This window comes from Nocardia sp. CA-151230 (assembly GCF_050942175.1).
Lineage (GTDB): Bacteria > Actinomycetota > Actinomycetes > Mycobacteriales > Mycobacteriaceae > Nocardia.
Map to the genome: position 1 here is coordinate 1,763,688 of NZ_CP192061.1, position 20,969 is coordinate 1,784,656.

Consider the following 20,969-nt stretch of genomic DNA (forward strand, 5'->3'; position numbering starts at 1 on the left):
CAGCCATACCACCGCTGCGCAGCGAACGGTGATGGACCCGGGCGCATGCCGCGAGCGCGGCGCGATGGCGCGGAACAATCCGCGCCGCAATGAGAAACGTCGGCCGCACAACGACGGGCCGGTCACTGGCGGCGGAGGCGGGCGGCGCGGATGGTGAGGTAGTCGCGTTCGGGGAGGCTGGTGGTGTGGCGGGCGGCGGCGGTGTAGGCGGCGATGGCTTCGTCTGGTTCGCCGGCCATTTCGTGGAGGTGGCCGCGGACGGCGTCGAGGCGATGGTTGCCCGCGAGCGAGTCGGTGAGGGTGTCGGTGAGGTCCAGGCCCGCCTGGGGGCCGTGGACCATGGCGGTGGCGACCGCGCGGTTGAGGGTCACCATCGGGTTGGGGGACTGGCGTTCGAGGGCGTTGTACAGCAGCAGGATTCGGGGCCAGTCGGTGTCCTCGGGGCGCAGCGCCTGGGCGTGCAGGGCGGCGATGGCGGCCTGGATCTGGTACGGGCCGATGAGGCCGCTGCGCACCGACGCGGTCGCCAGTCGCACGCCCTCGATGATCATGTCGCGATCCCAGAGGGCGCGATCCTGTTCGGCGAGCGGGATGAGTTCGCCGCGACTTCCGGTGCGCGCCGCCCGCCGGGCATCGGTCAGCAGCAGCAATGCGAGCAACCCGGTGACCTCCGGATCATCCGGCAGGACGCGGGACAGGGCCCGCGTCAACCGAATCGCCTCGCTCGACAGATCGCCCCGCCGCAGTCGCTCGCCACCGCTGGTGTGCCCCTCGGTGTAGATCAGATAGAGCACCCGCAGCACACTGCCGAGTCGCTCATTCCATTCCTCCCGTTGCCCGTTCGAACCCGCGGGCATGGCGAAGGGTCGCTCCTCGGCAGCCAGGCGCTTCTTCGCTCGCGTAATCCGCTGCGCCATGGTCTTTTCCGGTAGCAGGAAGGCTCGCGCGATCTCCTCGGTGGTGAGCCCGCCCACCGCCCGCAGCGTCAGCGCGATCGCACTCGCGGGCGACAAGGCCGGATGGCAGCACAGGAAGAACAGCGTCAGCGTGTCGTCGCGATCTTCGATGACGGCGTCGGCCGCATCGGGGGCGGCGGCACCGAGTCGTTCGGGATCGCGGATGGCATTGGCGGCCTCGCGGTTTCGGCGGGCCGATTCCGCGCGGATGGTATCGATGAGACGCCGCGCGCCGACCTGGATGAGCCAGCCGCGCGGGTTGTCGGGCAGGCCGTCGGTGGGCCACTGGGTGGCGGCGGCGAGAAGGGCCTCCTGGAGGGCGTCCTCGGCGGCGTCGAAGTCGCCGTAGCGGCGGACGAGGGTGCCGAGGACCTGCGGCGCGAGGTCGCGCAACAGGTCCTCGATCGCGGTGCCCGGCATCAGAGATCGGCGGCGGGCGCGCTCATGATCGGGCGGATCTCGATGTACTCGCCGATCGGCTTGCCGCCGGGGCCGGGCGCGGCCGACGCCTTGGCCGCGATCTCGAGCGCGCGGTCCGGGCTGTCGACATCGACGATCCAGAACCCGGCCAGGAACTCCTTGGTCTCGGGGAAGGGCCCGTCGGTGACCACCGGCGCGGAACGGCCGTCGGACGTGACGGTGCGCGCCTGGCCCGGGTCGGCGAGGCCCTGGGCGTCGACGAGTTCGCCGGACTTGGCCAGCTCCTCGCCGAGGGCGCGCTGGAAGTCGATGTGGGCCTGGATCTCCTCGGGCGCCCACTCGTTGATCGGGGTGTCGCAGTAGGCGGCGGCGGAGTAGGTCTTGATCAGGATGTACTTCACGGTCGGCTCCTTTTGTCGGTGCGCCCCTGCGGGCGCTCTCGTCCGGAGGTCGGAGCCCAGTACGCCGGGACGACGTACTCCGCACTCCGGATCATGTGATGGTCGTCACAGCTCTTCGGGGTTCACGGCCTCGCCGCTCAGGATCAGCTGCTTGATCTTGTCCTGCACATCCCAGACATTCACGTTCATCCCGGCCAGCACCCGGTTTCCCGAGTTCAGCCAGTACGCCACGAACTCGCGCTTGCCGAGGTCGCCGCGTACCACCACGCGCGCCTGCCGGCTGGGCGCTACGTACCCGGTGTACTCCATCCCGAGGTCGTACTGATCGGTGAAGAAGTAGGGCAGCCGGTCGTACACGGCGGGCTTGCCCAGCATGGTCATAGCCGCCACCGCGGGCTGGTTGAGTGCATTCGCCCAGTGCTCCACCCGGATTCGCTGCCCCAGCACCGGATGCTGCTGATCGGCGATGTCACCGACCGCGACGATATCCGGGTCGCTGGTGGCCAGGCTCTCGTCGACCAGGACGCCGCTGCCGACCGCCAGCCCGGCATCGGCGGCCAGCTCGATATTGGGCCGCGCACCCACGGCGACCAGCACCGCGTCCGCCTCGATGTGGGTGCCGTCGTCGAGCCGCACGCCGGTGGCCCGGCCATCGGCGGTGGTGATCTCGCCGACCCTCACCCCGAGCCGCAGATCCACTCCGTGCGCGCGGTGCAGATCGGCGAACACCGCGCCCATCTCGGCCCCGAGTGCGGCCAGCAGCGGCACCGATTCCGCTTCCAGCGCAGTCACTTCCACGCCCGCGGCGCGAGCGGCGGCGGTCACCTCGAGCCCGATCCATCCCGCGCCGATGACGGCCAGCCGCCGCGCGGTGGCGAACATCGCGAGCAAGGCGTCGGACTCCTCGATGGTGCGCAGCATGTACACGCCCTCGGCGTCCGCGCCGGGCAGGCGCAGCAGCCGCGGCCGCGAACCGGTGGCCAGCGCCAGCTTGTCGTAGGGCAGTGTCGTACCGTCCGGCAGCGCAATGGTTTTGGTACCGCGATCCAGCGCGGTGACGGTGGTGCCGGGCATCATCTCGACATGATGGTCGCGATACCACTGCGCCGTATCCACGGTGAAGTCGCTGAGCGCCTTCTTGCCCAGCAGATGCTCCTTGGACAGCGGCGGCCGCTCGTACGGCAGATGATCCTCCGCGCTGACGAGCGTGACCGAACCATCGAAATCATTGGCCCGCAAGGCTTCCGCGAGCTTTGCGGCGGCCAGTCCACCGCCCGCGATGACGAACCTGGATGTGGTCATGCCGAAACCTCCCTGCTAGTACGGTCGGGACCGCCGTCGATGAGGCCGATAGTCCGACCCTAGCCCGGGTGTAGTCGGGTGGAGCGGAAATATCGGCAACAATCGGGGTTGTTGCGCATTGAGTACGGCCCTGCCCTCGGCCGTCGATCGACTGCGAAAGGATTTCCCTGTGAGCGACACCAAGAAGGACCGGGTCGACTTCTGGTTCGACCCGCTGTGCCCGTGGTGCTGGATCACCTCCCGCTGGATCCTCGAGGTCGAGCAGGTACGCGATATCGAGACGCACTTCCACGTGATGAGCCTGTCCGTGCTGAACGAAGGCCGCGAGGGCCTGCCCCCGCAGTACGAGGAGCTGCTCGCGACCGGTTGGGGCCCGGTGCGAGTCGCCATCGCGGCGGCCCAGGCGCACGGCGACAAGGTGCTGGCCCCGCTGTACACCGCCATGGGCACTCGCCTGCACAACCGCCGTGCCGAGTACGAGCGTGAGGACGTCTCCCGCGCGGATCTGCTCGCCCAGATCATCGCCGAGTCGCTGGCCGAGGTTGGCCTGCAGGCCGAGCTGGCCGAGGCCGCCAAGGGCACCGACTTCGACGAGGCGCTGCGCGCCTCGCACCACGCCGGCATGGACAAGGTCGGCCCGGATGTCGGCACGCCGACCATCCACATCAATGACGTCGCCTTCTTCGGGCCGGTGCTCTCGCGCATCCCGCGCGGGGAGGAGGCGGGCAAGCTGTGGGACGGCGCGGTCGCGCTGGCCGCCTACCCGCACTTCTTCGAGCTCAAGCGGACCCGCACCGAGGATCCCGTCTTCGACTGAGCTCCCCTGCCTCCCCGGGTCTTCAGCGCACGGATGAGAGCCGTTCACCGGCGGGCACGCGTGCCCGCGGTCGAACAGCAACCCGATTCCGGCCGTACCTGGGGAGGCACCCTCGTCTCACGAAATAAGTTGTTCCGTCACATATTTGGAGAATTCGCCCGATCTCGCTGTCGCGAGACGTCATTGCGGCCGGTACTCGTGATATGTGGTGGTATCGCCATATCCGGGCGGCGGACCGCCGTATCCGCCCGGGTGCGGCGGCTGGTACCCGCCATAGGGCGGGGCCGCGACCGGACGCTGCGGCGCGTCGGGGCGCCAGAACAGCTTGCCGTGGCGGCTGCGGTCGCGCAGCGCCCACATGCGCCAGGTCAAGACCGGATGACTGGACATGGCGTTCACGATCCAGACGAAGAAGCCCTTCTCCTGGGCCGCCCGGTCGGCCATCTCGTCGAAACCGACCAGATTGTTCAGGTACTTGCCGCCCGCCAGCGTCTGCATGGCCGGGGGCGCACCCTGCGGCCGGTTGCAGAAGCCGTGGTTGTCGGCGGTGTACTCCTGGGAGCGGATCAGCGAGCTGCCCAGGATCGGCAGGAACGGCACCATGAACATGCCCAGCTGCCGCCAGTACGAGACGTGCCCGGCGGCGATGTGCCCGACCTCATGGCCGACGATGAAGGCCAGCGCCTCGGGATTGCGTGCCGCGCCGCCGATTTCGAACAGATCGCTGTACACCACCACGTAGCGGCGGAAGCCGTGCCCGGAGGCGAACGCATTGATCTGGCCGTTGCCCAGCACCACGTAGGCGTCGGGCACCTTCGCCATGCCGAACCGGGCCGCGGCCTCCTGCACCATGCGATAGCCCTCGGGGAACTGCGTCGGCGACATCTTCACGCCGTTCACCCGCTGGCTCGCGTAGTTCAGACCACGGCCCAGGTAGACCAGCAGCGGCGCGAACACCAGGGCCAGCACGAGCTGACCGGTATGGCCGGACACCAGCAGCCGCAGCGCGAACAGATACGCCAGCACGGTTGCCACGATCACGATCACCAGCAGCGGGATCTCCCAGCTGTGCCGCGCCGGCATCCCGAACGGGGAAAGACCCCGGGTCTGCTGCACCACCGGCGGCGGGGGCACCGAATACGGTTGCTGCGGAGCCCATCCCGGCGGGCCCAGCCGCGGATCCCATCCGGTCATGCCGGTCACGGGATTCCAGGCCGGAGCGCTTCCGGTGGGCGGCGATCCCGGTAGACCGCCAGCGGATTGCCCCCCGTAGGCGTTCGGCGTTTGTGAACTGTCGTCGGACGTCATGCCTGGATAGTACGTTTCACCGGCGTCGAGGCGCGGTCGTCGCAGCAGGGCCGCTCACGCGACGAGCTGCCGGGGTGAGAGCCCCCTGCGGACCGGGGGCGGGCGTCCTGACAGAATCGCAGCCATGCGCGTATACCTGGGTGCCGACCATGCCGGCTTCGAACTGAAGAACCACGTCAAGGCTCACCTCGAGGGCCAGGGCCACGATGTCGTCGATTGCGGCGCGCTGGAATACGACGCCCTCGACGACTACCCGGCGTTCTGCATCGAGGCCGCCCGCCGCGTGGTCGCCGAGCCGGGATCGCTGGGCTTCGTCTTCGGCGGCTCCGGCAATGGCGAGCAGATCGCCGCCAACAAGGTGCCCGGCGCCCGCTGCGCCCTGGGCTGGAGTGTGGAGACCGCGCAGCTCGCGCGCCAGCACAACAACGCCCAGTTGCTCGGCATCGGCGGCCGCATGCACAGCACCGAGGAAGCCCTCGCCATCGTGGACGCCTTCATGACCACCCCGTGGTCCAACGAGGAGCGCCACCAGCGTCGCATCGACATTCTCGCCGAGTACGAGAAGACCGGCATTCCCCCGGCCCTCCCGAACTGACCTGTGCCCGAAGGTCATACGCTGCACCGCCTGGCGAAGCTGCACCACGAGCGCTTCGCCGGCGGTCAGGTCCGAGTCTCCAGCCCGCAGGGGCGATTCGCCGAGGGCGCGGCGCTGATCAACGGCCGGGTGCTGACCCGCGCCGAGGCGTGGGGCAAACACCTGCTCCACCACTATGATTCGGGCGTCACCCTGCACATCCACCTGGGGCTGTACGGCAAGTTCACCGAATCCGCTGTGCCCATGGACGATCCGATCGGCGAGGTCCGGATGCGCCTGATCGGTGGCGGCCGCACCGGCGACCTGCACGGCACCGACCTGCGCGGCCCCACCGCGTGCGAGATCCTGCTCGACCCGGAGGTCGAAGCGCTCACCTCGCGCCTGGGCCCCGACCCATTGCGCCCGGACGCCGAACCCGACCGCGCCTGGGACCGCATCCGCCGCTCCCAGCGGCCGATCGGCGCGCTGCTCATGGATCAGAAGATCCTGGCCGGGGTCGGTAACGTATACCGGGCGGAAGTCCTCTTCCGTCACGGCATCTCGCCCGATCGTCCGGGAACTCAGCTCTCGTACGAAGAGTGGCAGGCGATCTGGTCGGACCTCGTCGATCTGATGAGGGTCGGCGTCCGCCGCGGCAAGATCGTGGTGGTCCGCCCCGAAGATGACCACGGCGCACCGGCATACGCCAAGGACAAGCCCCGCACCTACGTCTACCGCCGCGCCGGCGACCCCTGCCGCCTCTGCGGCACCACCGTCCTGCACTCGGTGCTGGACGCCCGAAACCTGTTCTGGTGCCCCACCTGTCAGCCCCGCTGAACCCGTCGCGGACTGGAGCGGCACGACCGTCTCGGGCTGGATCCGAATCGGCGTTCCCGCAGGCGCACGCTCATGCCGAGATCCGCGCGGTTCGGGGTGGTTATGTGCGGACCGCCGGCGCGAGGATCTGCTCGCACCATTCGCGGAAGGTTGTCGGGCTCGCGGTTGCGGCGGTGCGGGGCACGGCGTCGTCGAGGCCGCTGTTCTTGGCGTGCATCATGTCGACGTAGGCGGTCGCGATCGGGTCGCCGATGCCGCGCGCGGTCAGTGTGGCGCGGAAGTCGTCGAGAGATCGCTGCTGGTAACGGATTCGGCGGCCGAATACCTCGGACATGGTGTGCGCCATCTCGTTCGGTGTCAGGTCCTGCGGGCCCAGTACCGGGACCTCACCCGTTCCCGTCCAGGAGCGGTCGAGCAGCAGGTGGGCGGCCGCCGCGGCGATATCGCGGGTGGCGACCATCCGCGTCGGGCGGTCGGCGGCCTCGGCGCCGGTGAACACGCCGTCGTCTCGGATCGAAACCGCCTGCCACAGTAGGTTGTCCATGAACGACGGGTTCGCCAGTGCGCGATAGGCCACGCCCGTGCTCGCGATGAGATCGTCCAGCGCCAGCGATGCCGTCACGTGCCCGGCTCGACCCGCGAGGGGAGTGCCCCGCCCGAGCGACGAGACGCCGACGACGTGCCCGACCCCATGGGTGGTGAACGCCTTCGCGGCGGCGTGGGTGAATCCGGCGAACACGTCGTCCAGGCTCGGCGCGTACAGGTCGGGCGGGACCAGCCAGAAGACCGCGTCCGCACCCGCGAAGGCCCGGTCCACGACATCGGCATCGCCGTGCGATCCGGTGACGATGTCGACGCGGGTGCGGATCGCCTCCGGGAGTTTCCCGGGATCGCGCACGATGACGCGCAATTCTTCACTGCGAGTGGATGTTTCGAGGAGTCGGTCCAGCAGCTGGCTGCCGATCTGACCGGTGGGGGAGGTGATGACGATCATGCTTCGAGTCTGGTGACGGTTCGTCGCGGCGTCCAAGACCCTTTCCGCAGATTGATACCGTGAGGGTATGGATATGGATCTGCGCAAGCTCCGCTACTTCGCCGCGGTGGCTGAGCATCGGCACTTCGGCCGGGCGGCGGAGAAGCTCTACATCGCCCAGCCCGTGCTGAGCCGTCAGATCAAGGCTTTCGAGCAGGAATTGGATTGCGCGCTGCTCGTGCGGACCACCCGCACCGTGGAGCTGACCGCTGCCGGACGGCAGCTCTACGAGGAGGCACAGGGGATTCTCGCCGCCGTCGACGCGGCGGTGCGGCGCGTACACGACGCCGACCGCGGCGTGCGACGCCTGGTGGTCGCCTTCTCGGCCGGTCTTTACGTCTCGGAGGCGATCCGGGAATTCGCGACACGTCACCCGGAGGTCGAAACCGATGTCGTGCCCGCCCGCTGGTGGGACCCGGACGCGCCGCTGCGGGACGGCCGGGCCCAGATCGGTTACCTCCGAAGGCCTTTCAACGAATCCGGACTGCGCACCATCCCCGTCGGCCACGACCCCAGGGTCGCCTGCATGCCCGCCACCCATCCGCTGGCCTCGCGCCGGGAACTCACCCTGGCCGACCTCGACGACGAGCGAATGCTCGACGCCCCGAAGCGCCGCACCGCCTCACTGGAGGAAAAGTTCGAGCTGATCGCCTCCGGCCACGGCCTGGCCCTGGTCCCCCGCAGCGTCGCCCGCGCCTACGTCCGCCCCGACCTCGTCCACCGCCCCGTCACCGACGCCCCCAGCGCCGAAACCTGCCTGGCAGTCGCCTCGGACCACCACGACAAGCTCCTCCGCGAATTCCTCGACATCGCCACCGCAACCCTGCGGTCCTGAACCACGCCGGAATCCGCATGCTGCGGGCCGCTGGAAAACGCGACCGCTCATGCCATCCGCAGCTCCGGTAGGTTCAGCGACCTGACCCGGGTCGGAAACATCGGCAGTGCATCCATTTTCGTCATCCTCGACGAGATGATGACCGAGGGCATGATCGAGCCGGCTGTGTATGGTGCCCGAATCCGACCGGTTCGCGGTCTCTTTCATGCATCCGACCGCGGTGTCGGCGCCTGGCGCCGGGCAGCGGCGGCTATGCGGTCCGGTCGAGGACGGCGCGGGCCCGCAGCCTGAGCAGCTGCCCGACACCGACGGCGAGCAGGGCCGCGGTGGCGATGATGTAGATGTCGCCGGGGATGTGCTGCCACCACGACCACGCGAGTTCCTGATGCTTGCCATTGGGGACGATGCCCGGGCCGATCAGGAAGAACAGCGCGAAGGCGCTGGTCACCGCGAACGGGGCGACACGTGGATTCGTAGTGGTCCAGGCGGCGGCCGTGATCAGCGCGGGCGCCACCCAGACCCAGTGATGGGTCCAGGACACCGGCGAGATCAGCAGCAGGACCGCGGCATTCACGAGCAGCGCGGTCACCGAGAGGATGGTCACCGGGCTCGCCGGACCGGCCGAGTCCGGGGTGCGGTGTTCGAGACCGACCAGGTGGTGCATCAGGGCGGCGCCCGCGCAGACCGCCACCACGGCCAGGCCCAGCCAGACCGCCGTGGCCGCGGGATTCGACAGGCCGAGGCGGAAGACCATGCCCTTGAGGGACTGGTTGCCGACATAGTCGGGGGAGCCGATGCGGTTGGTGTCGGCGATGGCGTGCAGCCAGTAGTCGCGGGATTCCCTGGGGAACAGTACGAATCCGGCGCCGATCACACCGGCCGCGGTGGCCGCCGCCGTGCCCGCGGCCTTCCAGTCGCGGCGGATGAGGAAGTACAGGACGAAGGCGGCGGGCGTCAGCTTGGTGACCGCGGCGACGCCGATCAGGACGCCGCGCGGCCAGCGCGGCTTCTCGGTCAGGCAGTCGAGGGCGACAGCGGCCATGAGAACGAGGTTGATCTGGCCGAACCACAGTGTGGTGCGGACGGGTTCGACCGCCAGCATGAGCACGACCGCGGTCACGCTGAGCGTGAGTTTCGTGCGCGGGTCCAGGTCCGGGCGGACGCGGGAGAGCACCAACCAGATCGTGACACCAAGGCAGGCCAGCGAACTGGCGGTCACCATGAGTTCGGCCAGCCACAGCGGCATGATGGCGAGCGGGATCATCAGCACCGCCGCGGACGGCGGGTAGGTGAAGGGCAGGTCGGTGTGACCCGCCACCGGCAGGGTCGGGCCGTACAGGGTGCCGTGCTCCAGCCAGCCCCGGGTGTCGACCCGGTACACCTGCAGATCGAGGAAGCCGTGCATGGCGGAGAAGATCGCCGTGATCGCCACCGACACCAGGATTCCGATCACGATCGGAATGCGGGGCAGGCCCGGGCGGCCCTCCGACTTGAGATTGCGCAGCAAGTTACGTTGCCCCGCCCGCGTAGTGATCATCAGGGAGACAGTAACCCTTTCGGCTGGTGCGCAAGATGTCCGGATTGCATTGGGGGGCTGGCTAATCGATGGCAAATCCATCGATCGGGGTTCGGCCGCCCCAGTGCGCCAACCGGCTGCCCGGACGCGCGAACCAGGTCGCGTAGAAGAGGAAGGATACGGCGGCCAGCGCGCCCAGCACGACGCCCCCTGCGGGTACCGGATACTCCGCCATGGTCGCCGCCAGGAAACGATAGGACAGCAATAATCCGGCGAGCACCGCCGCGCCGAGCGACACGATCCGGGCCCGGGACAGGTCCCACCCGCGCTCCGGATCCCGCAGCGCCGACTCCACCGTCAGGCACAGCACCGCGCCCGCCACCAGATCGCTGCCGTAGTGGTAGCCGAAGCCCAGCGTCGCGAGCAGCGTGCACACCAGCCAGAAGGCGCCGGCCCAGCGCAGCCAGCGCGGCGCGGTGCGGGAATGGATGAACAGGGCTGTGGCCCAGGCGGTGTGCATGGAGGGCATGCAGTTGCGGGCGGTCTCGGAGTCGAACAGCATCGGCTGTGGATCGTGGGTCAGCGCCGGCCAGACCTGCGGCCAGTCGCCGATTTCCAGGCCGTGGCCGAGCGGGCCGTAGGCGAACACCGGGCCGACGACGGGGAAGAGCACATAGCCCAGCGGCCCGATCACGCCCAGCACCAGGAAGGTTCGCACCAGGTGGTGCCGCGGCCATGCGCTCGTCGAGACGTTGCGCAGCTGCCAGACCGCGACGACCACCGCCGCCACCGGCAGCTGGATGTAGACCACGTGCAGTACGTGCGAGGGCACCGGGCCCAATGCCTCGAGCGCCCGGCCGACCAACCACGCCGGTTCGCCCAGCGCCTGGTCGGCCAGCTGGACGTACTGGTCGAGCACGCGGGGCCCGGTGACGATGCTGACCATCAGCCAGGTGTCGGCGAGCTTGGAGGCCATGACCAGCAGCACGCCGAAGGCGATGGCCTGCAGGGCGGTTCGCCGACGTTCGTCCTCCCAGCGGAGCACGACCACGGTCAGGGCGGTCAGGGCCAGCGTCGGTCCGGTGCCGATCGATATGTGCCAGCCGCAGGCCGCCTGCAGGGCCAAGGTCAGCAGGTCCAGCACCGCGGCGGCAACCAGGCTGACGACCCGGACCCGGGTGGGCACCCCGATGCACGCCAGCCCCAGTCCGGCCCATGACACGGCCGCCGACTGCGGGTTCGCGAAGTAGTCGTCGATCAGGCTGCGGAGCGGGCCCATCACCCCGTGCGCCGACGCCCACACCTGCGCGACGGTCAGCAACACCACCGCCACGCCCAGCCCGGCGGCCGGGAGGAGCCGAGAACGAGTCCCGGTGCCGGACAGCACCGAGTTGGAAACGTTCATCTTGTGGTCGACCAGCACGGTAAATCGATAACACAGCGCAAACGGAGGCACAACATCCGGTTACCGGAATCCCATTTTCGGGCGAGTCCGGCGTGTGAGATGTCATGGTGTCGCCCGCTGATCGCGCGTCGCGTGATCGGGGAGCTCGCCGCCGGGTCGGGCGACGCCACGGGTTGATCAGCAGGGACTGCCTATTCACCCGAGGTGGGACCGGATGCAACAGAATCGTGGATCGATCACCGGTGAACGCAGGCGGTGCCGACGCGCCGAGCGCGAGGACCGTAACGCACTGCGCCGCACGGCCATCGCCCGCGGTGCGCGGTGATACCCGAGGTGAGGCGAATCGAAAGATGGTCGGGGTGACAGGATTTGAACCTGCGACCCTCCGCTCCCAAAGCGGATGCGCTACCAAGCTGCGCTACACCCCGTTGCGCGTCGGACTCGACGCTCCCGCTGAACGGGAAAGAGCGGGTGACGGGAATCGAACCCGCACCATCAGCTTGGAAGGCTGAGGTTCTACCATTGAACTACACCCGCAGCGACCGCATCCATGGATGCTGTGTGCGTTGAGCACTGTACCGAACCTCACTCCTGGAATGCCAATCAGGTGCCGTTGCCGCACGTCGCGGCCGGTAGAACGAGTCGTTCGGCGAGTCGCCGAAAACCCGCCGAAGTTGGGTGTAACACCGGGGCCTCACCAGCGATGAGACATCCGATCGCCATTCGCGAGGCAGCGGGAACCTGTTCTGAATCAGGGGTTTTCGATGCCGGGTGGCTTGCTAGGATCCTTTTTGTCCGGACGGGGGTATCTGGAAAGGGGGCGGTGAGCATGCACCACTGGTGTGGCCGACCGCGTAGTAGTGAGTTCGATCCGAAGGGCGTGACCGGCGTGGCAGCCGGCCCTGGCATCTCGTGCGTCGGGTGAACGCGCATGTCCATCCGTCTCGACACCCGAACCTCCGCCGTTGTGGCGGTAACCATCCGCGAATGGGTGCGGGCCGTGCACCCCGGCGCGAGCAGCGCCGCGCTGGGCCAGGCGCCCGCGGTTCCCTCCGATGAACTCGAGCGCATCTTCGGCCGGATCATCGACGATCTGCTGGAATTGGCCGGGACCGAACCGTTTCCGGTGCGGGCCGCACGCCGCATCGGCCGCAGTCTGGCCGAATCGCCGTTCGACCGCACCCGCATGCTCGCCCCCGCCAGCCGCGCGCTGCTGGGGCTCTCGCCCGGCCAGCGCGGTTCGCTGATCGCCACCCGCTGGTCGTTCATCGCCAGCCAGGCCATCGACGCCTACGCCGAGGCGCTGCAGCAGCGCGCCCTCGCCCAGCAGGAACGCAGTCTCTCGGAGGCGGTGTCGGTGCGGGTGCAGGAGATCGCGGCACTGCAGACCCGGCTGCGCCACGAGGCCACGCACGACGCTCTCACCGATCTGGCCAATCGCTCACTGCTGCAGGAGCGGGTGCGGGTGATGTCCACCGATCCGGCGCGCGGGGTGGGTCTGCTGCTCATCGACCTGGACGACTTCAAGGTGATCAACGACACCTACGGCCACACGGTCGGCGACGAGGTGCTGGTCACCATCGCCCAGCGGCTGCGTTCGACCTGCCCGCCCGACACCGTGATCTCGCGCTACGGCGGCGATGAATTCGTGGTCGCCCTGCCGTCCCGCCGCAACACCCTGGGTGAGCTGGCCATGCGGGTGCTGGCCGCGCTGTGCGAGCCGGTGCCCACGGCGGGCGGTCCGGTCCCGGCGTCGGCGAGTGTGGGCACGGCGTTCTGTCCGCCCGGACGGGAGTGCGACTTCTCGGATCTGCTGCGCAGCGCCGACCGGGCCATGTATTCGGCGAAAACGGCGGGCAAACGTCAGTTCGCGGTGTCGGAGCTGGACGAAGAGGAGGCTGATCCAGGTCGCCGTGACTCGCATTTTGCCGCGGTGGCCGGATAATCCGAGCTTGCGGGAAGCTCACAACGAGTAGCAACAGTTCGGCGAATTCTGCCGCGTAGGCTGGTCGCGTGGCTACGGTCGTCGTTCTGCTCATTGTCATGGTGGTTGTCCTGCTTGCTGTGGTGGCGGTCAACCGTGCGCAGCAATCGCGTTCCAACACCCAGCTCGAGGATGCCAAGGCCGATGCGCGCCGGGTGATCGAGCGCCTCGGCGGGCAGGTCTACAACCTCGTCGGCACGGACGACGCGTCGAAGCAGGCCCTCGCCGATGCGGGGGAGCGGTTCAATGCCGCGGGCTCGCAGATCGAGCAGGCCACCACGCCCGCGCAGGCCCGGCTCGCGAAAGAGACGGCGCTCGAAGGGCTTTACTACGTGGGGGCGGCGCGGTCGGCCATGGGCATGGACCCCGGTCCGGCCGTTCCGGAACTCGACGGCCAGCGCAGTGCCGGCCGGGTCACCGAGGACCGCGCGATCGAATACGACGGCCGGCGCATCGAAGCGTCACCCACGCCGTCGGCCTCCACTCCGAACTATTACCCGGGCGGTCGCGTCGCCGGCCGCCCCGTTCCGGCCGGTTGGTACTCCGAGCCGTGGTGGAAGACCGCCCTGGTCGCCGGTGCCTGGGGCGTCGGCTCGGCGGTCCTGTTCAACGCCCTCTTCAGCGGCATGTCCGGGGTCGGGTACGACGCGGCTGCCTTCGAAAGCGGTTACGGCGACGGCTATCAGGCCGGTCTGGACGCCGCCGACGGCGGATATGCCGACGGCGGCTACGACCAGAACGCTGCCGACCCCGGCTACGACCAGGGTGGTTATGACCAGGGTGGCTACGACCCCGGGGCCGACCTGGGCGGCCAGGACTTCGGTGACTACGGCAGTTTCGGTGGCTTCGACGGATTCGACAGCGACTTCTGACGCCTCGGGACCGGAATCAGTGCCGGGTCTCGGTGCGGGTCGCGTCCAGGAAGACGCGGATCGCGCTGGTCAGCTGTTCGGGCTGATCCTCGGGGGAGTAGGTGCGCGAATCGTGGATCCATTCGATGCGGGCGTCGGGGAATTCGGCGGCCAGGCGTTCGGCGTAGCGGTCCGGGAAGAAGCGGTCGCCGGCCGACCAGGCCAGTAGCACCGGCTTCTTGAAATCGGCGAAAGTCTTTGCGGCGGCGAGGGTGTACTGACTGTCCAGGCCGCCGATGGCGCGGCGGACGTCCTCGCGGATGGCCTTGGTGCCGACCGGCAGGGCGTACGAGTCGCTGACCGCACGGTCGATCGGGCCACGGGCCAGCCAGCCGTAGGCGATGGGCAGGCGGCGAACGGCGCGGATGCGCAGACTCAGGGCCAGCGAGGTGAGCGCCCCCGGGGTGCGGGCAGCCAGGCCGATGTAGTCGAAGAACGGCGGCGGGAAGTTCTCGTAGGCGTCGCAGGAGGTCAGCACCAGGCGGGCGACGAGGTCCGGGCGGGCGGCCACGACCAGCTGGCTCACCGCGCCGCCGGAGTCGTTGCCCACCAGGGTGACCGGGCCGAGGTCGAGTTTCTCGATGGCCTGGATGACCAGCTGGGCCAGGCCGGGGGCGCTCAGGTCGGCGCCGGGCATAGCGGTCGTGTGTGAACCGAAGGGCAGATCGATTGCCACGCAGTGGAATTCGCTGGCGAGCGCCGGAACGACCCGACGCCACAGGTTGGCATTGACCAGCAGTCCGTGCACGAAGACGACGGGATCGCCGCTGCCGCTGTCGAAGACGGTCAGCGTGCCCTGCGGCACCGTGAGTTCGCGGCGGGCGCCGAGGGCGGGGTCGCGCCAGGCGGCGCGGGATTCGGGGGAGATGGTGTGCGTCATCTGGATGACTCCTCTAGGAGCAGTGACGGTGAAGACGATTTCAAACTAACAAACAGGCTGCCTGTTTTCAACGGTTTCGCGTTACGATCCAGGCACCGAGCAAGAAAGGTGTCGATGATCAGGCAAGCCGAACGATCCGAGTCGACCCGCGCGAATCTGATGGCCGCCGCGCGCGAACTTTTCGCCGAGCGCGGCTACGCGGCAGTCGGCACCCCCGAGATCGTGGAGCGCGCCGGCAGCTCCCGCGGCGCGCTGTATCACCAGTTCAAGGACAAGAAGGACCTGTTCCGCGCCGTCTACGAACAAGTGCAGCAGGAGATTCTCCAGCAGGTCGCCGAGACCATGGCCGAGGCGCCGCCGACCGACACCATGGCCGTTCTCGAGGCCGGACTGCACAACTTCCTGCTCTCCTGCGTCGACCCGGAACGTGTCCGCATCACTCTCATCGACGCGCCGTCGGTGCTCGGGTGGCAGGAGTGGCGCGCGGTCGACGAGAAGTACGGCCTGGGCCTGATCGTCGCGGGTCTCGAATCCGGTATCCAGGCCGGCACCCTGCGCGCCGACCTCGACGTCCGCCCGCTGGCCCTGATGATCCTCTCCGCCCTCGGCGAGGCCGCCATGTTCATCGCCAATGCCGATGACCCCGAATCCGCCCGCGCCCGAACCGAACCCGCGGTGCTGGCCTTGATCAACGGACTGCGGGTCTAGACGCCGAATCGCGCGACACGCCCCGGAATCCGAGCCGGCGGCCCCGGAATCGATGGGATGACGGACCTGGCGCTCACCCCGCAACGCCGAGCCGAATTGGTCGCCCTGCTCGGTGACGAGCCGCGCCTGCGCACCGAATTCCCCAGGGTCGCGACTATCTCGACGCCGCCATGTTCGTCGCCGGTGCCGGGCAGGCGGGAGGGCCCTCTCCCAGCGGCGCTCCCTCTGGCACCCCGTCGGCCCGCCACCCCTGTCGCGGCCGCCACCGCCGACCGCGACCACCACACCCTGCTCCTGTGCTGGCCCCGGGCTGGGGCAATCAGCTGGGGCAATCACATGGCGTCCACGGCCTCGCCGACTTCACGACCGCCGGCGGCACCCACCCGACAACCCCCGCGGTGGCAGCATTGGAGGCTGGTAGGGCTGGAATTGGGCCGCGCTGTTCCGAATCTTCGCCGTCGTAGGGCGGGCCGACGCTGTGCACGTCGAACCGCTGTGGGACCTGGATCCGACCGAAGGAGCGTCAGGAAGATGAGAACCATGCAGTCTGTCGTCGCCGACACGGTGGGCGAACCGTCCGAGGTTCTGCACCTGCGGACCCGTCCCATTCCGGAGCCCGGTCCCGGCGAGGTCCGGATCCGGGTGGCCGCTGCACCCGTTCATGCCAGCGACCTGCATACGGTCCGCGGCAGATACGGATTCGCCCCGGAGTTCCCTACCGTACCCGGCATCGAATCCGTCGGTGTGATCGACGAACTCGGTAGCGGCACAGACGGTCTGGCCCTCGGGCAGCGCGTCATCACGGTCGGGGTCAGGGGAACGTGGCAGGAATATGTCGTTGCCGATGCCGAGCGGGTCTTGCCTGTTCCCGTCGGCATGAGCAATTCCACGGCCGCCCAGATTCTCAGCAATCCGCTCACCGCCGTGATCCTGACCGGTGACGAACTCGATGTTCGACCGGGTGAATGGCTCTTGCAGACGGCGGCCGGTTCGACCGTGGGCCAGTCGGTCATCCAGCTCGGCGTGCACGTCGGCTTCAAGACCCTCAATGTGGTCCGCCGTCGATCCGCTGTCGAGGACATCCTCGCGTTGGGCGGCACCGCGGTGATCTGCACGGAGGATGAGGACCTGCGCGAACGGGTGGCCGACATAGCGGGCCACGACGGCGTGTCCAAGGCGATCGACTGTGTCAGCGGTCAGGTGGGTGCGGACGTGTCGCGCGCGCTGGCACCGCACGGTGAGCTGGTCGTCTTCGGTGCGCTGTCCACACACCGCCAAACCGATCCCGACAAACTCACCATCCCCGTCTTCGCGCGCTCGCTGATCTACGAAACCAAGACCGTTCGGGGATTCTGGCTGTTCCGCTGGTTCACCGAGACCCCGAAGGATCGGATGGCCGCAACGATCGACCGGACACTTCGACTGGCCGGCCAAGGCGCGTTGCGGGTGCCGGAGGGTCGTCCGATTCTCGTCGAAAAGTTCAGCGAAGCTGTCTATCTGGCCGAAGCTCCCGCACACGGCGGCAAACCGCTGCTGGTGTTCGAACCGTAGTTCACCCTTATCGCGTCTGCGTGTTCCTTCCACCCGCGCCGCCGCTGCGAGCTTCGATGGCCTTGATGGACTTCTCGAACGGCTTTCCCAGGACGCGGGTGCCGAAGAGTCCGAGCACTATCGCGAGCAGCCGTCCCCGGATGTTCTTGCCGTCGCGGACGACGACGGCGTCCACGTCGGTCATGCCCGTGGGCAGCTGCGTGATGGTGTAGGTGTGGCCCGAGGCGCCGCCCCACAGGTTGGAGTCGGTGGTCGTCATCACCACGTGATGGGGGTCGCTCCAGTCGTAGTGCAGACGTTCCCAGATGCCGGTCGAGCCCTCCGTGACATCAGCGTCATGGGGGCCTTCGTGATGCACCTCGAGGTAGCTGTCCGCACTGTTGCCGAAGAGTTCCTCCCGGCCCGGCCCGAAGTCGGTGAGGCCGGCCAGGAACTGCTCAGGCGTCGCGGTGGTCGTCTTGTGGAGATGGATCGTGGTCATGGCGCACGCCTTCCTTGACACTCGAATGATCCGCTCCGGTTCTGAAGACCGGGGTCGGTGACCCACATCCAGAACACCACTCGTTCGAGCGTCACGGAAGAGGTCTGCTCGACCTGAGATCTTGCGAGTCGGTCATCGCCTGACGCCACACCTGCGACCGACTGTTCCCCCGGGTGGCTGCAGTGCGATCGCGGGAAGCTTGGATAAGCCTGTGCCCCAGTCGCTCTCGAAGCGACTGCGAATTTGCGTCTTCGTCCGAAAGGTCTGATTTCGTGGTTCTTCTCGGCGACACCCGGTCCGAGAGACAAATGTCCTCAGCTTGCCGGTGGGTAGCCTGTGCCACATGTCCGATGAGCTGTGGGGTGTCGTACCGGACGAGCTGCGTGAACTGACGGCCTCGCGAGAACGCCTACACGATCTGGTCGAGGCTGTGTACACGGTGGTCTCGGACCTGGATGTGGATCTGGTGCTGCGCCAGCTGGTGACCGCGGCGGTCCGGCTGGTCGGTGCCCAGTACGGCGCGCTGGGTTTGCTGGAACCCGAGAACGGGAGCGGTGAACGGCAGCTGGCGCAATTCGTCCCGGTCGGTATGGACGAGGAGACGATTCGCCGGATCGGGCACTGGCCGCACGGCCGGGGCGTGCTCGGCGCGGTGTTGTCCGGGGAGCATCCGGTCCGGCTGGCCGACCTCACCAAGAGTCCCGCCTTCGAGGGCTGGCCCGACGGGCATCCGCCCATGCGCAGCTTCCTCGGGGTGCCCGTGCGTTATCGCGGCACGGTCCTCGGTGACCTCTACCTGACGAACAAGCGCGGCGGCGCGTTCAGCGACGAGGACGAACGGATCATCGAGGCGCTGGCCGCCATCGCGGCCGTGAAGATCGTCAATGTGCGTATGTACGACCAGGTGCAGCGCGACACCGTACTTCGCCGGCAGGACTCGGCCACGATCGCCGTGGTGGAGGAGCGCGATCGCATCGCCCGCGACCTGCACGACTCGGTGATCCAGCGCATCCACGCCTCGGGCCAGGCCCTGCAGGACGCGCTCCGGATGAACCCGGCGCCCGAGATCGGGGAGCGGCTCGCCCGCGTGGTGGCCGACCTGGACGACACCGTTCAAGGCATTCGCGCCACCCTCTTCGCGCTGCCCCCGACCACCGATGGGCAGGGTGGATTGCGCAGCGAGATCACCGAATTGGTGTCCACCGCCGCCCGCCACCTCGGCTGCACACCGAGCCTGCGGCAGGACGGTGCTCTCGACACCCTGGTGCCGTCGGACACCGGGCGGCAGGCGCTGGCCGTCCTGCGTGAGTCACTGTCGAATGTGGCGCGCCACGCCGAGGCCACCCGCATCGACGTGGACGTCACCGCCGCCCGGGGTGAGCTGCGAATCTCGGTGGCGGACAACGGTATCGGTGTGGGTGACGCGCCCCGGCTGGGCGGGCTGCGCAAGATCGCCGAACGCGCCACCGATCTTGCCGGCGCGCTCGAACTCGGGCCGGGTTTGGACGGGTACGGCACCACGCTGGTCTGGCGGGTGCCGATTCCACAGGTCTGAGCCGGCGGCCGCTTCCGGCCGGGCGCGTCAGTTACTCGGTTGCGCAGGCTGTTCCGCGGGCTGCGCAACCGCCGCCGGGGCCGTGGTCTTGTTCGCCCACTTGGTGGTGCCGTCGGCGGCCTGCAGGGTGGACAGCAGATCGATGCCCGAGACGATGAGGGTCGGGCCGCCGAGGACTATGGTGCCGATGATGCCCCCCGCCGCGGCGCCGGTGGTCAGGCCCGGGAGACAGCCCGCCACCAGGGTGACGATGCAGCCGATGGTCGCGCCGATGGCGGTGCCGACGAAGGTGCCGATGGTGGTGGCCAGGCTGAACTGGGTGGTGAAGCTGTTCAGTGCGCGGTCGTTCTCCGCCTGCGAGGCAACCGGTTTCACGACCAGCGGCTGCGACACCGATACCCCGGCCGGTTTGTCGGGAGTGAGGGCCAGCACGGTGCCGTCCTTCTGCACCTCGGACTCGACCGGAATGTCGATGGGTCCCAGATGGAATTTCAGCGGCAGCGTGAGCAGCACCCTGCCGTCGGCGTCCTTCACGTTCACCACGTCGGCGGGCTTGACCGCCGGGTCCGAATCGGGGGCCGCCGGCGCGGATTCCTCGGCCGCCTGCGACAGCTCGAAGGTGCCGCCCTTGAGCGTGGTGACGACGGTCTTGTCGACCAGCTTGGCCGAGTACACCAGGACGGGGGTGGCGGGCTCGGCGTTCGCCGGGCCGGTTGCCACCGACAGTGCGGCGGCCTGGGTCACGAGCGCGCCGATCACCAGGGTGGCAGTCGCGCAGGTGTTACGGAACTCCATGCGGTATCCAATCCGTCGACAGGTGTGGGCCGTCCGAACCCAGGAGCTTAATGGAATTCGATGCTGCCGAACAGGTTTCGGGCGCAAGACACCGCGCGGGAAATATTCGTCCGTTATCGGGAGAATATCCCTAACGTCCGGGTTGCCGCAGTGCCGCCACAGTAGCGCCCGCGGTGTGCGCTCGCGCGCCGATTCGGCAAACTCCTTGCCATGAGCCTCAGATTCAGCGCCGGAGTCCTGCTGTTCCGCCGCACCACCGGCCTCGAAGTGCTGATCGGGCACATGGGGGGACCGTTGTGGGCGAAGAAGGACGACGCCGCCTGGTCCATCCCCAAGGGCGAGTACGAGCCCACCGAGGAGCAGCCCCGGGACGCCGCCCGCCGCGAATTCGGCGAGGAACTCGGCCTGCCCGTGCCCGACGGCGAATGGATTCCGCTCGGCGACGTCCAGTACGGCAGCGGAAGCAGCAAGAAGCAGGTCACGGTGTGGGCCGTCGAGGGCGACCTGGATCCGGAACAGGTGGTGCCGGGCACGTTCGAAATGGAGTGGCCGCCACGATCCGGGCGAATCGCCGAATTCCCCGAAATCGACCGGGCCGCCTGGTTCGACCTCGACACCGCCCAGGAGAAACTCGGCAAGGGCCAGCGCCCCTACCTCGACCGCCTGCGCGAGCACCTTGCCGGCGCGTAGCCCGGGATAC

The 20,969-nt window shown here is 68.6% G+C and carries 20 protein-coding genes and 2 tRNA genes; 10 read left to right on the forward strand and 12 right to left on the reverse strand.

Annotated features, from left to right (window positions below):
* Nucleotides 1–122 precede the first annotated feature (122 nt).
* From ACQP1O_RS07830 to ACQP1O_RS07840, 3 genes are all read right to left on the reverse strand, one after another.
* Nucleotides 123–1,376, reverse strand: coding sequence for an RNA polymerase sigma factor (locus ACQP1O_RS07830; RefSeq protein WP_433565182.1), 1,254 nt, complete (start codon nt 1,374–1,376; stop codon nt 123–125).
* Nucleotides 1,376–1,777 carry a YciI family protein gene (locus tag ACQP1O_RS07835; RefSeq protein ID WP_354834706.1) on the reverse strand — a complete coding sequence of 134 codons (402 nt, stop codon included), beginning with the start codon at nt 1,775–1,777 and terminating at the stop codon, nt 1,376–1,378. The genes ACQP1O_RS07830 and ACQP1O_RS07835 overlap by 1 nt, the downstream gene beginning before the upstream one ends.
* A 105-nt stretch (nt 1,778–1,882) precedes the next feature.
* Nucleotides 1,883–3,079, reverse strand: a complete 1,197-nt coding sequence (locus ACQP1O_RS07840; RefSeq protein WP_433565183.1) for an NAD(P)/FAD-dependent oxidoreductase — start codon at nt 3,077–3,079, stop codon at nt 1,883–1,885.
* 169 nt (nt 3,080–3,248) lie between these two features.
* Between ACQP1O_RS07840 and ACQP1O_RS07845 the strand changes: the two genes are divergently transcribed.
* Nucleotides 3,249–3,896 (forward strand): mycothiol-dependent nitroreductase Rv2466c family protein, encoded by a 648-nt coding sequence (locus ACQP1O_RS07845; protein ID WP_433565184.1) that lies wholly within the window; start codon nt 3,249–3,251, stop codon nt 3,894–3,896.
* Between the two features lie 180 nt (nt 3,897–4,076).
* Here ACQP1O_RS07845 and ACQP1O_RS07850 read toward each other — a convergent pair whose 3' ends face one another.
* Nucleotides 4,077–5,090 carry a M48 family metallopeptidase gene (locus tag ACQP1O_RS07850; protein ID WP_433565185.1) on the reverse strand — a complete coding sequence of 338 codons (1,014 nt, stop codon included), beginning with the start codon at nt 5,088–5,090 and terminating at the stop codon, nt 4,077–4,079.
* A gap of 238 nt (nt 5,091–5,328) precedes the next feature.
* Here ACQP1O_RS07850 and ACQP1O_RS07855 point away from each other — a divergent pair, with 238 nt between their 5' ends.
* Nucleotides 5,329–5,799: a ribose-5-phosphate isomerase gene (locus ACQP1O_RS07855; protein ID WP_433565186.1), complete on the forward strand. Its 471-nt coding sequence runs from the start codon at nt 5,329–5,331 to the stop codon at nt 5,797–5,799.
* 3 nt (nt 5,800–5,802) lie between these two features.
* Nucleotides 5,803–6,615: an Fpg/Nei family DNA glycosylase gene (locus ACQP1O_RS07860; protein ID WP_433565187.1), complete on the forward strand. Its 813-nt coding sequence runs from the start codon at nt 5,803–5,805 to the stop codon at nt 6,613–6,615.
* A gap of 100 nt (nt 6,616–6,715) precedes the next feature.
* Here the strand turns inward: ACQP1O_RS07860 and ACQP1O_RS07865 are convergent, their stop codons facing one another.
* Nucleotides 6,716–7,609, reverse strand: a complete 894-nt coding sequence (locus tag ACQP1O_RS07865; RefSeq protein WP_433565188.1) for an NAD(P)H-binding protein — start codon at nt 7,607–7,609, stop codon at nt 6,716–6,718.
* Between the two features lie 67 nt (nt 7,610–7,676).
* On the opposite strand from ACQP1O_RS07865, the gene ACQP1O_RS07870 reads away from it, so the two are divergent.
* Nucleotides 7,677–8,483 (forward strand): LysR family transcriptional regulator, encoded by an 807-nt coding sequence (locus ACQP1O_RS07870; protein WP_433565189.1) that lies wholly within the window; start codon nt 7,677–7,679, stop codon nt 8,481–8,483.
* Between the two features lie 250 nt (nt 8,484–8,733).
* Here the strand turns inward: ACQP1O_RS07870 and ACQP1O_RS07875 are convergent, their stop codons facing one another.
* The 4 genes from ACQP1O_RS07875 to ACQP1O_RS07890 all read right to left on the reverse strand — a co-directional run bounded on the left by ACQP1O_RS07875 (nt 8,734) and on the right by ACQP1O_RS07890 (nt 11,941).
* Nucleotides 8,734–10,020: a glycosyltransferase family 87 protein gene (locus ACQP1O_RS07875; RefSeq protein ID WP_433565190.1), complete on the reverse strand. Its 1,287-nt coding sequence runs from the start codon at nt 10,018–10,020 to the stop codon at nt 8,734–8,736.
* Between the two features lie 61 nt (nt 10,021–10,081).
* Entirely contained in the window at nt 10,082–11,404 is a 1,323-nt protein-coding gene (locus ACQP1O_RS07880) for a phosphatase PAP2 family protein (protein ID WP_433567612.1), read from the reverse strand.
* A 351-nt stretch (nt 11,405–11,755) separates the two neighbouring features.
* Nucleotides 11,756–11,832 (reverse strand) — tRNA-Pro (locus ACQP1O_RS07885).
* A 38-nt stretch (nt 11,833–11,870) separates the two neighbouring features.
* Nucleotides 11,871–11,941: transfer RNA gene (locus ACQP1O_RS07890), tRNA-Gly, on the reverse strand.
* Nucleotides 11,942–12,335: 394 nt separating this feature from the next.
* Between ACQP1O_RS07890 and ACQP1O_RS07895 the strand changes: the two genes are divergently transcribed.
* On the forward strand, nt 12,336–13,349 hold the full coding sequence (locus tag ACQP1O_RS07895; protein ID WP_433565191.1) for a diguanylate cyclase domain-containing protein: 1,014 nt from the start codon (nt 12,336–12,338) through the stop codon (nt 13,347–13,349).
* A gap of 98 nt (nt 13,350–13,447) precedes the next feature.
* Nucleotides 13,448–14,260, forward strand: a complete 813-nt coding sequence (locus ACQP1O_RS07900) for a DUF1542 domain-containing protein (RefSeq protein WP_433567613.1) — start codon at nt 13,448–13,450, stop codon at nt 14,258–14,260.
* A 16-nt stretch (nt 14,261–14,276) separates the two neighbouring features.
* On the opposite strand, the gene ACQP1O_RS07905 is transcribed toward ACQP1O_RS07900, so the two are convergent.
* The gene (locus ACQP1O_RS07905) at nt 14,277–15,179 is read right to left on the reverse strand and encodes an alpha/beta fold hydrolase (RefSeq protein WP_433565192.1); all 903 of its coding nucleotides are present in this window, start codon (nt 15,177–15,179) and stop codon (nt 14,277–14,279) included.
* A gap of 114 nt (nt 15,180–15,293) precedes the next feature.
* Between ACQP1O_RS07905 and ACQP1O_RS07910 the strand changes: the two genes are divergently transcribed.
* Nucleotides 15,294–15,887, forward strand: a complete 594-nt coding sequence (locus ACQP1O_RS07910) for a TetR/AcrR family transcriptional regulator (RefSeq protein ID WP_433565193.1) — start codon at nt 15,294–15,296, stop codon at nt 15,885–15,887.
* Nucleotides 15,888–16,418: 531 nt separating this feature from the next.
* On the forward strand, nt 16,419–17,438 hold the full coding sequence (locus tag ACQP1O_RS07915) for a zinc-dependent alcohol dehydrogenase family protein (protein ID WP_433565194.1): 1,020 nt from the start codon (nt 16,419–16,421) through the stop codon (nt 17,436–17,438).
* A gap of 7 nt (nt 17,439–17,445) precedes the next feature.
* On the opposite strand, the gene ACQP1O_RS07920 is transcribed toward ACQP1O_RS07915, so the two are convergent.
* Nucleotides 17,446–17,919 carry a hypothetical protein gene (locus tag ACQP1O_RS07920; RefSeq protein ID WP_433565195.1) on the reverse strand — a complete coding sequence of 158 codons (474 nt, stop codon included), beginning with the start codon at nt 17,917–17,919 and terminating at the stop codon, nt 17,446–17,448.
* Nucleotides 17,920–18,262: 343 nt separating this feature from the next.
* Between ACQP1O_RS07920 and ACQP1O_RS07925 the strand changes: the two genes are divergently transcribed.
* Entirely contained in the window at nt 18,263–19,474 is a 1,212-nt protein-coding gene (locus tag ACQP1O_RS07925; protein WP_433565196.1) for a GAF domain-containing protein, read from the forward strand.
* Nucleotides 19,475–19,501: 27 nt separating this feature from the next.
* Here ACQP1O_RS07925 and ACQP1O_RS07930 read toward each other — a convergent pair whose 3' ends face one another.
* Nucleotides 19,502–20,269 carry a hypothetical protein gene (locus ACQP1O_RS07930; protein ID WP_433565197.1) on the reverse strand — a complete coding sequence of 256 codons (768 nt, stop codon included), beginning with the start codon at nt 20,267–20,269 and terminating at the stop codon, nt 19,502–19,504.
* A 210-nt stretch (nt 20,270–20,479) separates the two neighbouring features.
* On the opposite strand from ACQP1O_RS07930, the gene ACQP1O_RS07935 reads away from it, so the two are divergent.
* On the forward strand, nt 20,480–20,959 hold the full coding sequence (locus tag ACQP1O_RS07935; RefSeq protein ID WP_433565198.1) for an NUDIX domain-containing protein: 480 nt from the start codon (nt 20,480–20,482) through the stop codon (nt 20,957–20,959).
* Nucleotides 20,960–20,969 lie beyond the last annotated feature (10 nt).

Coding starts and splice junctions, on each gene's coding strand:
- ACQP1O_RS07830 (WP_433565182.1), bottom strand. CDS start 1,376: ATGCCGGGCACCGCGATCGAGGACCTGTTGCGCGACCTCGCGCCGCAG.
- ACQP1O_RS07840 (WP_433565183.1), bottom strand. CDS start 3,079: ATGACCACATCCAGGTTCGTCATCGCGGGCGGTGGACTGGCCGCCGCA.
- ACQP1O_RS07850 (WP_433565185.1), bottom strand. CDS start 5,090: ATGACCGGATGGGATCCGCGGCTGGGCCCGCCGGGATGGGCTCCGCAG.
- ACQP1O_RS07855 (WP_433565186.1), top strand. CDS start 5,329: ATGCGCGTATACCTGGGTGCCGACCATGCCGGCTTCGAACTGAAGAAC.
- ACQP1O_RS07865 (WP_433565188.1), bottom strand. CDS start 7,609: ATGATCGTCATCACCTCCCCCACCGGTCAGATCGGCAGCCAGCTGCTG.
- ACQP1O_RS07870 (WP_433565189.1), top strand. CDS start 7,677: ATGGATATGGATCTGCGCAAGCTCCGCTACTTCGCCGCGGTGGCTGAG.
- ACQP1O_RS07875 (WP_433565190.1), bottom strand. CDS start 10,020: ATGATCACTACGCGGGCGGGGCAACGTAACTTGCTGCGCAATCTCAAG.
- ACQP1O_RS07880 (WP_433567612.1), bottom strand. CDS start 11,404: ATGAACGTTTCCAACTCGGTGCTGTCCGGCACCGGGACTCGTTCTCGG.
- ACQP1O_RS07895 (WP_433565191.1), top strand. CDS start 12,336: ATGTCCATCCGTCTCGACACCCGAACCTCCGCCGTTGTGGCGGTAACC.
- ACQP1O_RS07900 (WP_433567613.1), top strand. CDS start 13,448: ATGGTGGTTGTCCTGCTTGCTGTGGTGGCGGTCAACCGTGCGCAGCAA.
- ACQP1O_RS07905 (WP_433565192.1), bottom strand. CDS start 15,179: ATGACGCACACCATCTCCCCCGAATCCCGCGCCGCCTGGCGCGACCCC.
- ACQP1O_RS07910 (WP_433565193.1), top strand. CDS start 15,294: ATGATCAGGCAAGCCGAACGATCCGAGTCGACCCGCGCGAATCTGATG.
- ACQP1O_RS07915 (WP_433565194.1), top strand. CDS start 16,419: ATGAGAACCATGCAGTCTGTCGTCGCCGACACGGTGGGCGAACCGTCC.
- ACQP1O_RS07920 (WP_433565195.1), bottom strand. CDS start 17,919: ATGACCACGATCCATCTCCACAAGACGACCACCGCGACGCCTGAGCAG.
- ACQP1O_RS07925 (WP_433565196.1), top strand. CDS start 18,263: ATGTCCGATGAGCTGTGGGGTGTCGTACCGGACGAGCTGCGTGAACTG.
- ACQP1O_RS07930 (WP_433565197.1), bottom strand. CDS start 20,269: ATGGAGTTCCGTAACACCTGCGCGACTGCCACCCTGGTGATCGGCGCG.
- ACQP1O_RS07935 (WP_433565198.1), top strand. CDS start 20,480: ATGAGCCTCAGATTCAGCGCCGGAGTCCTGCTGTTCCGCCGCACCACC.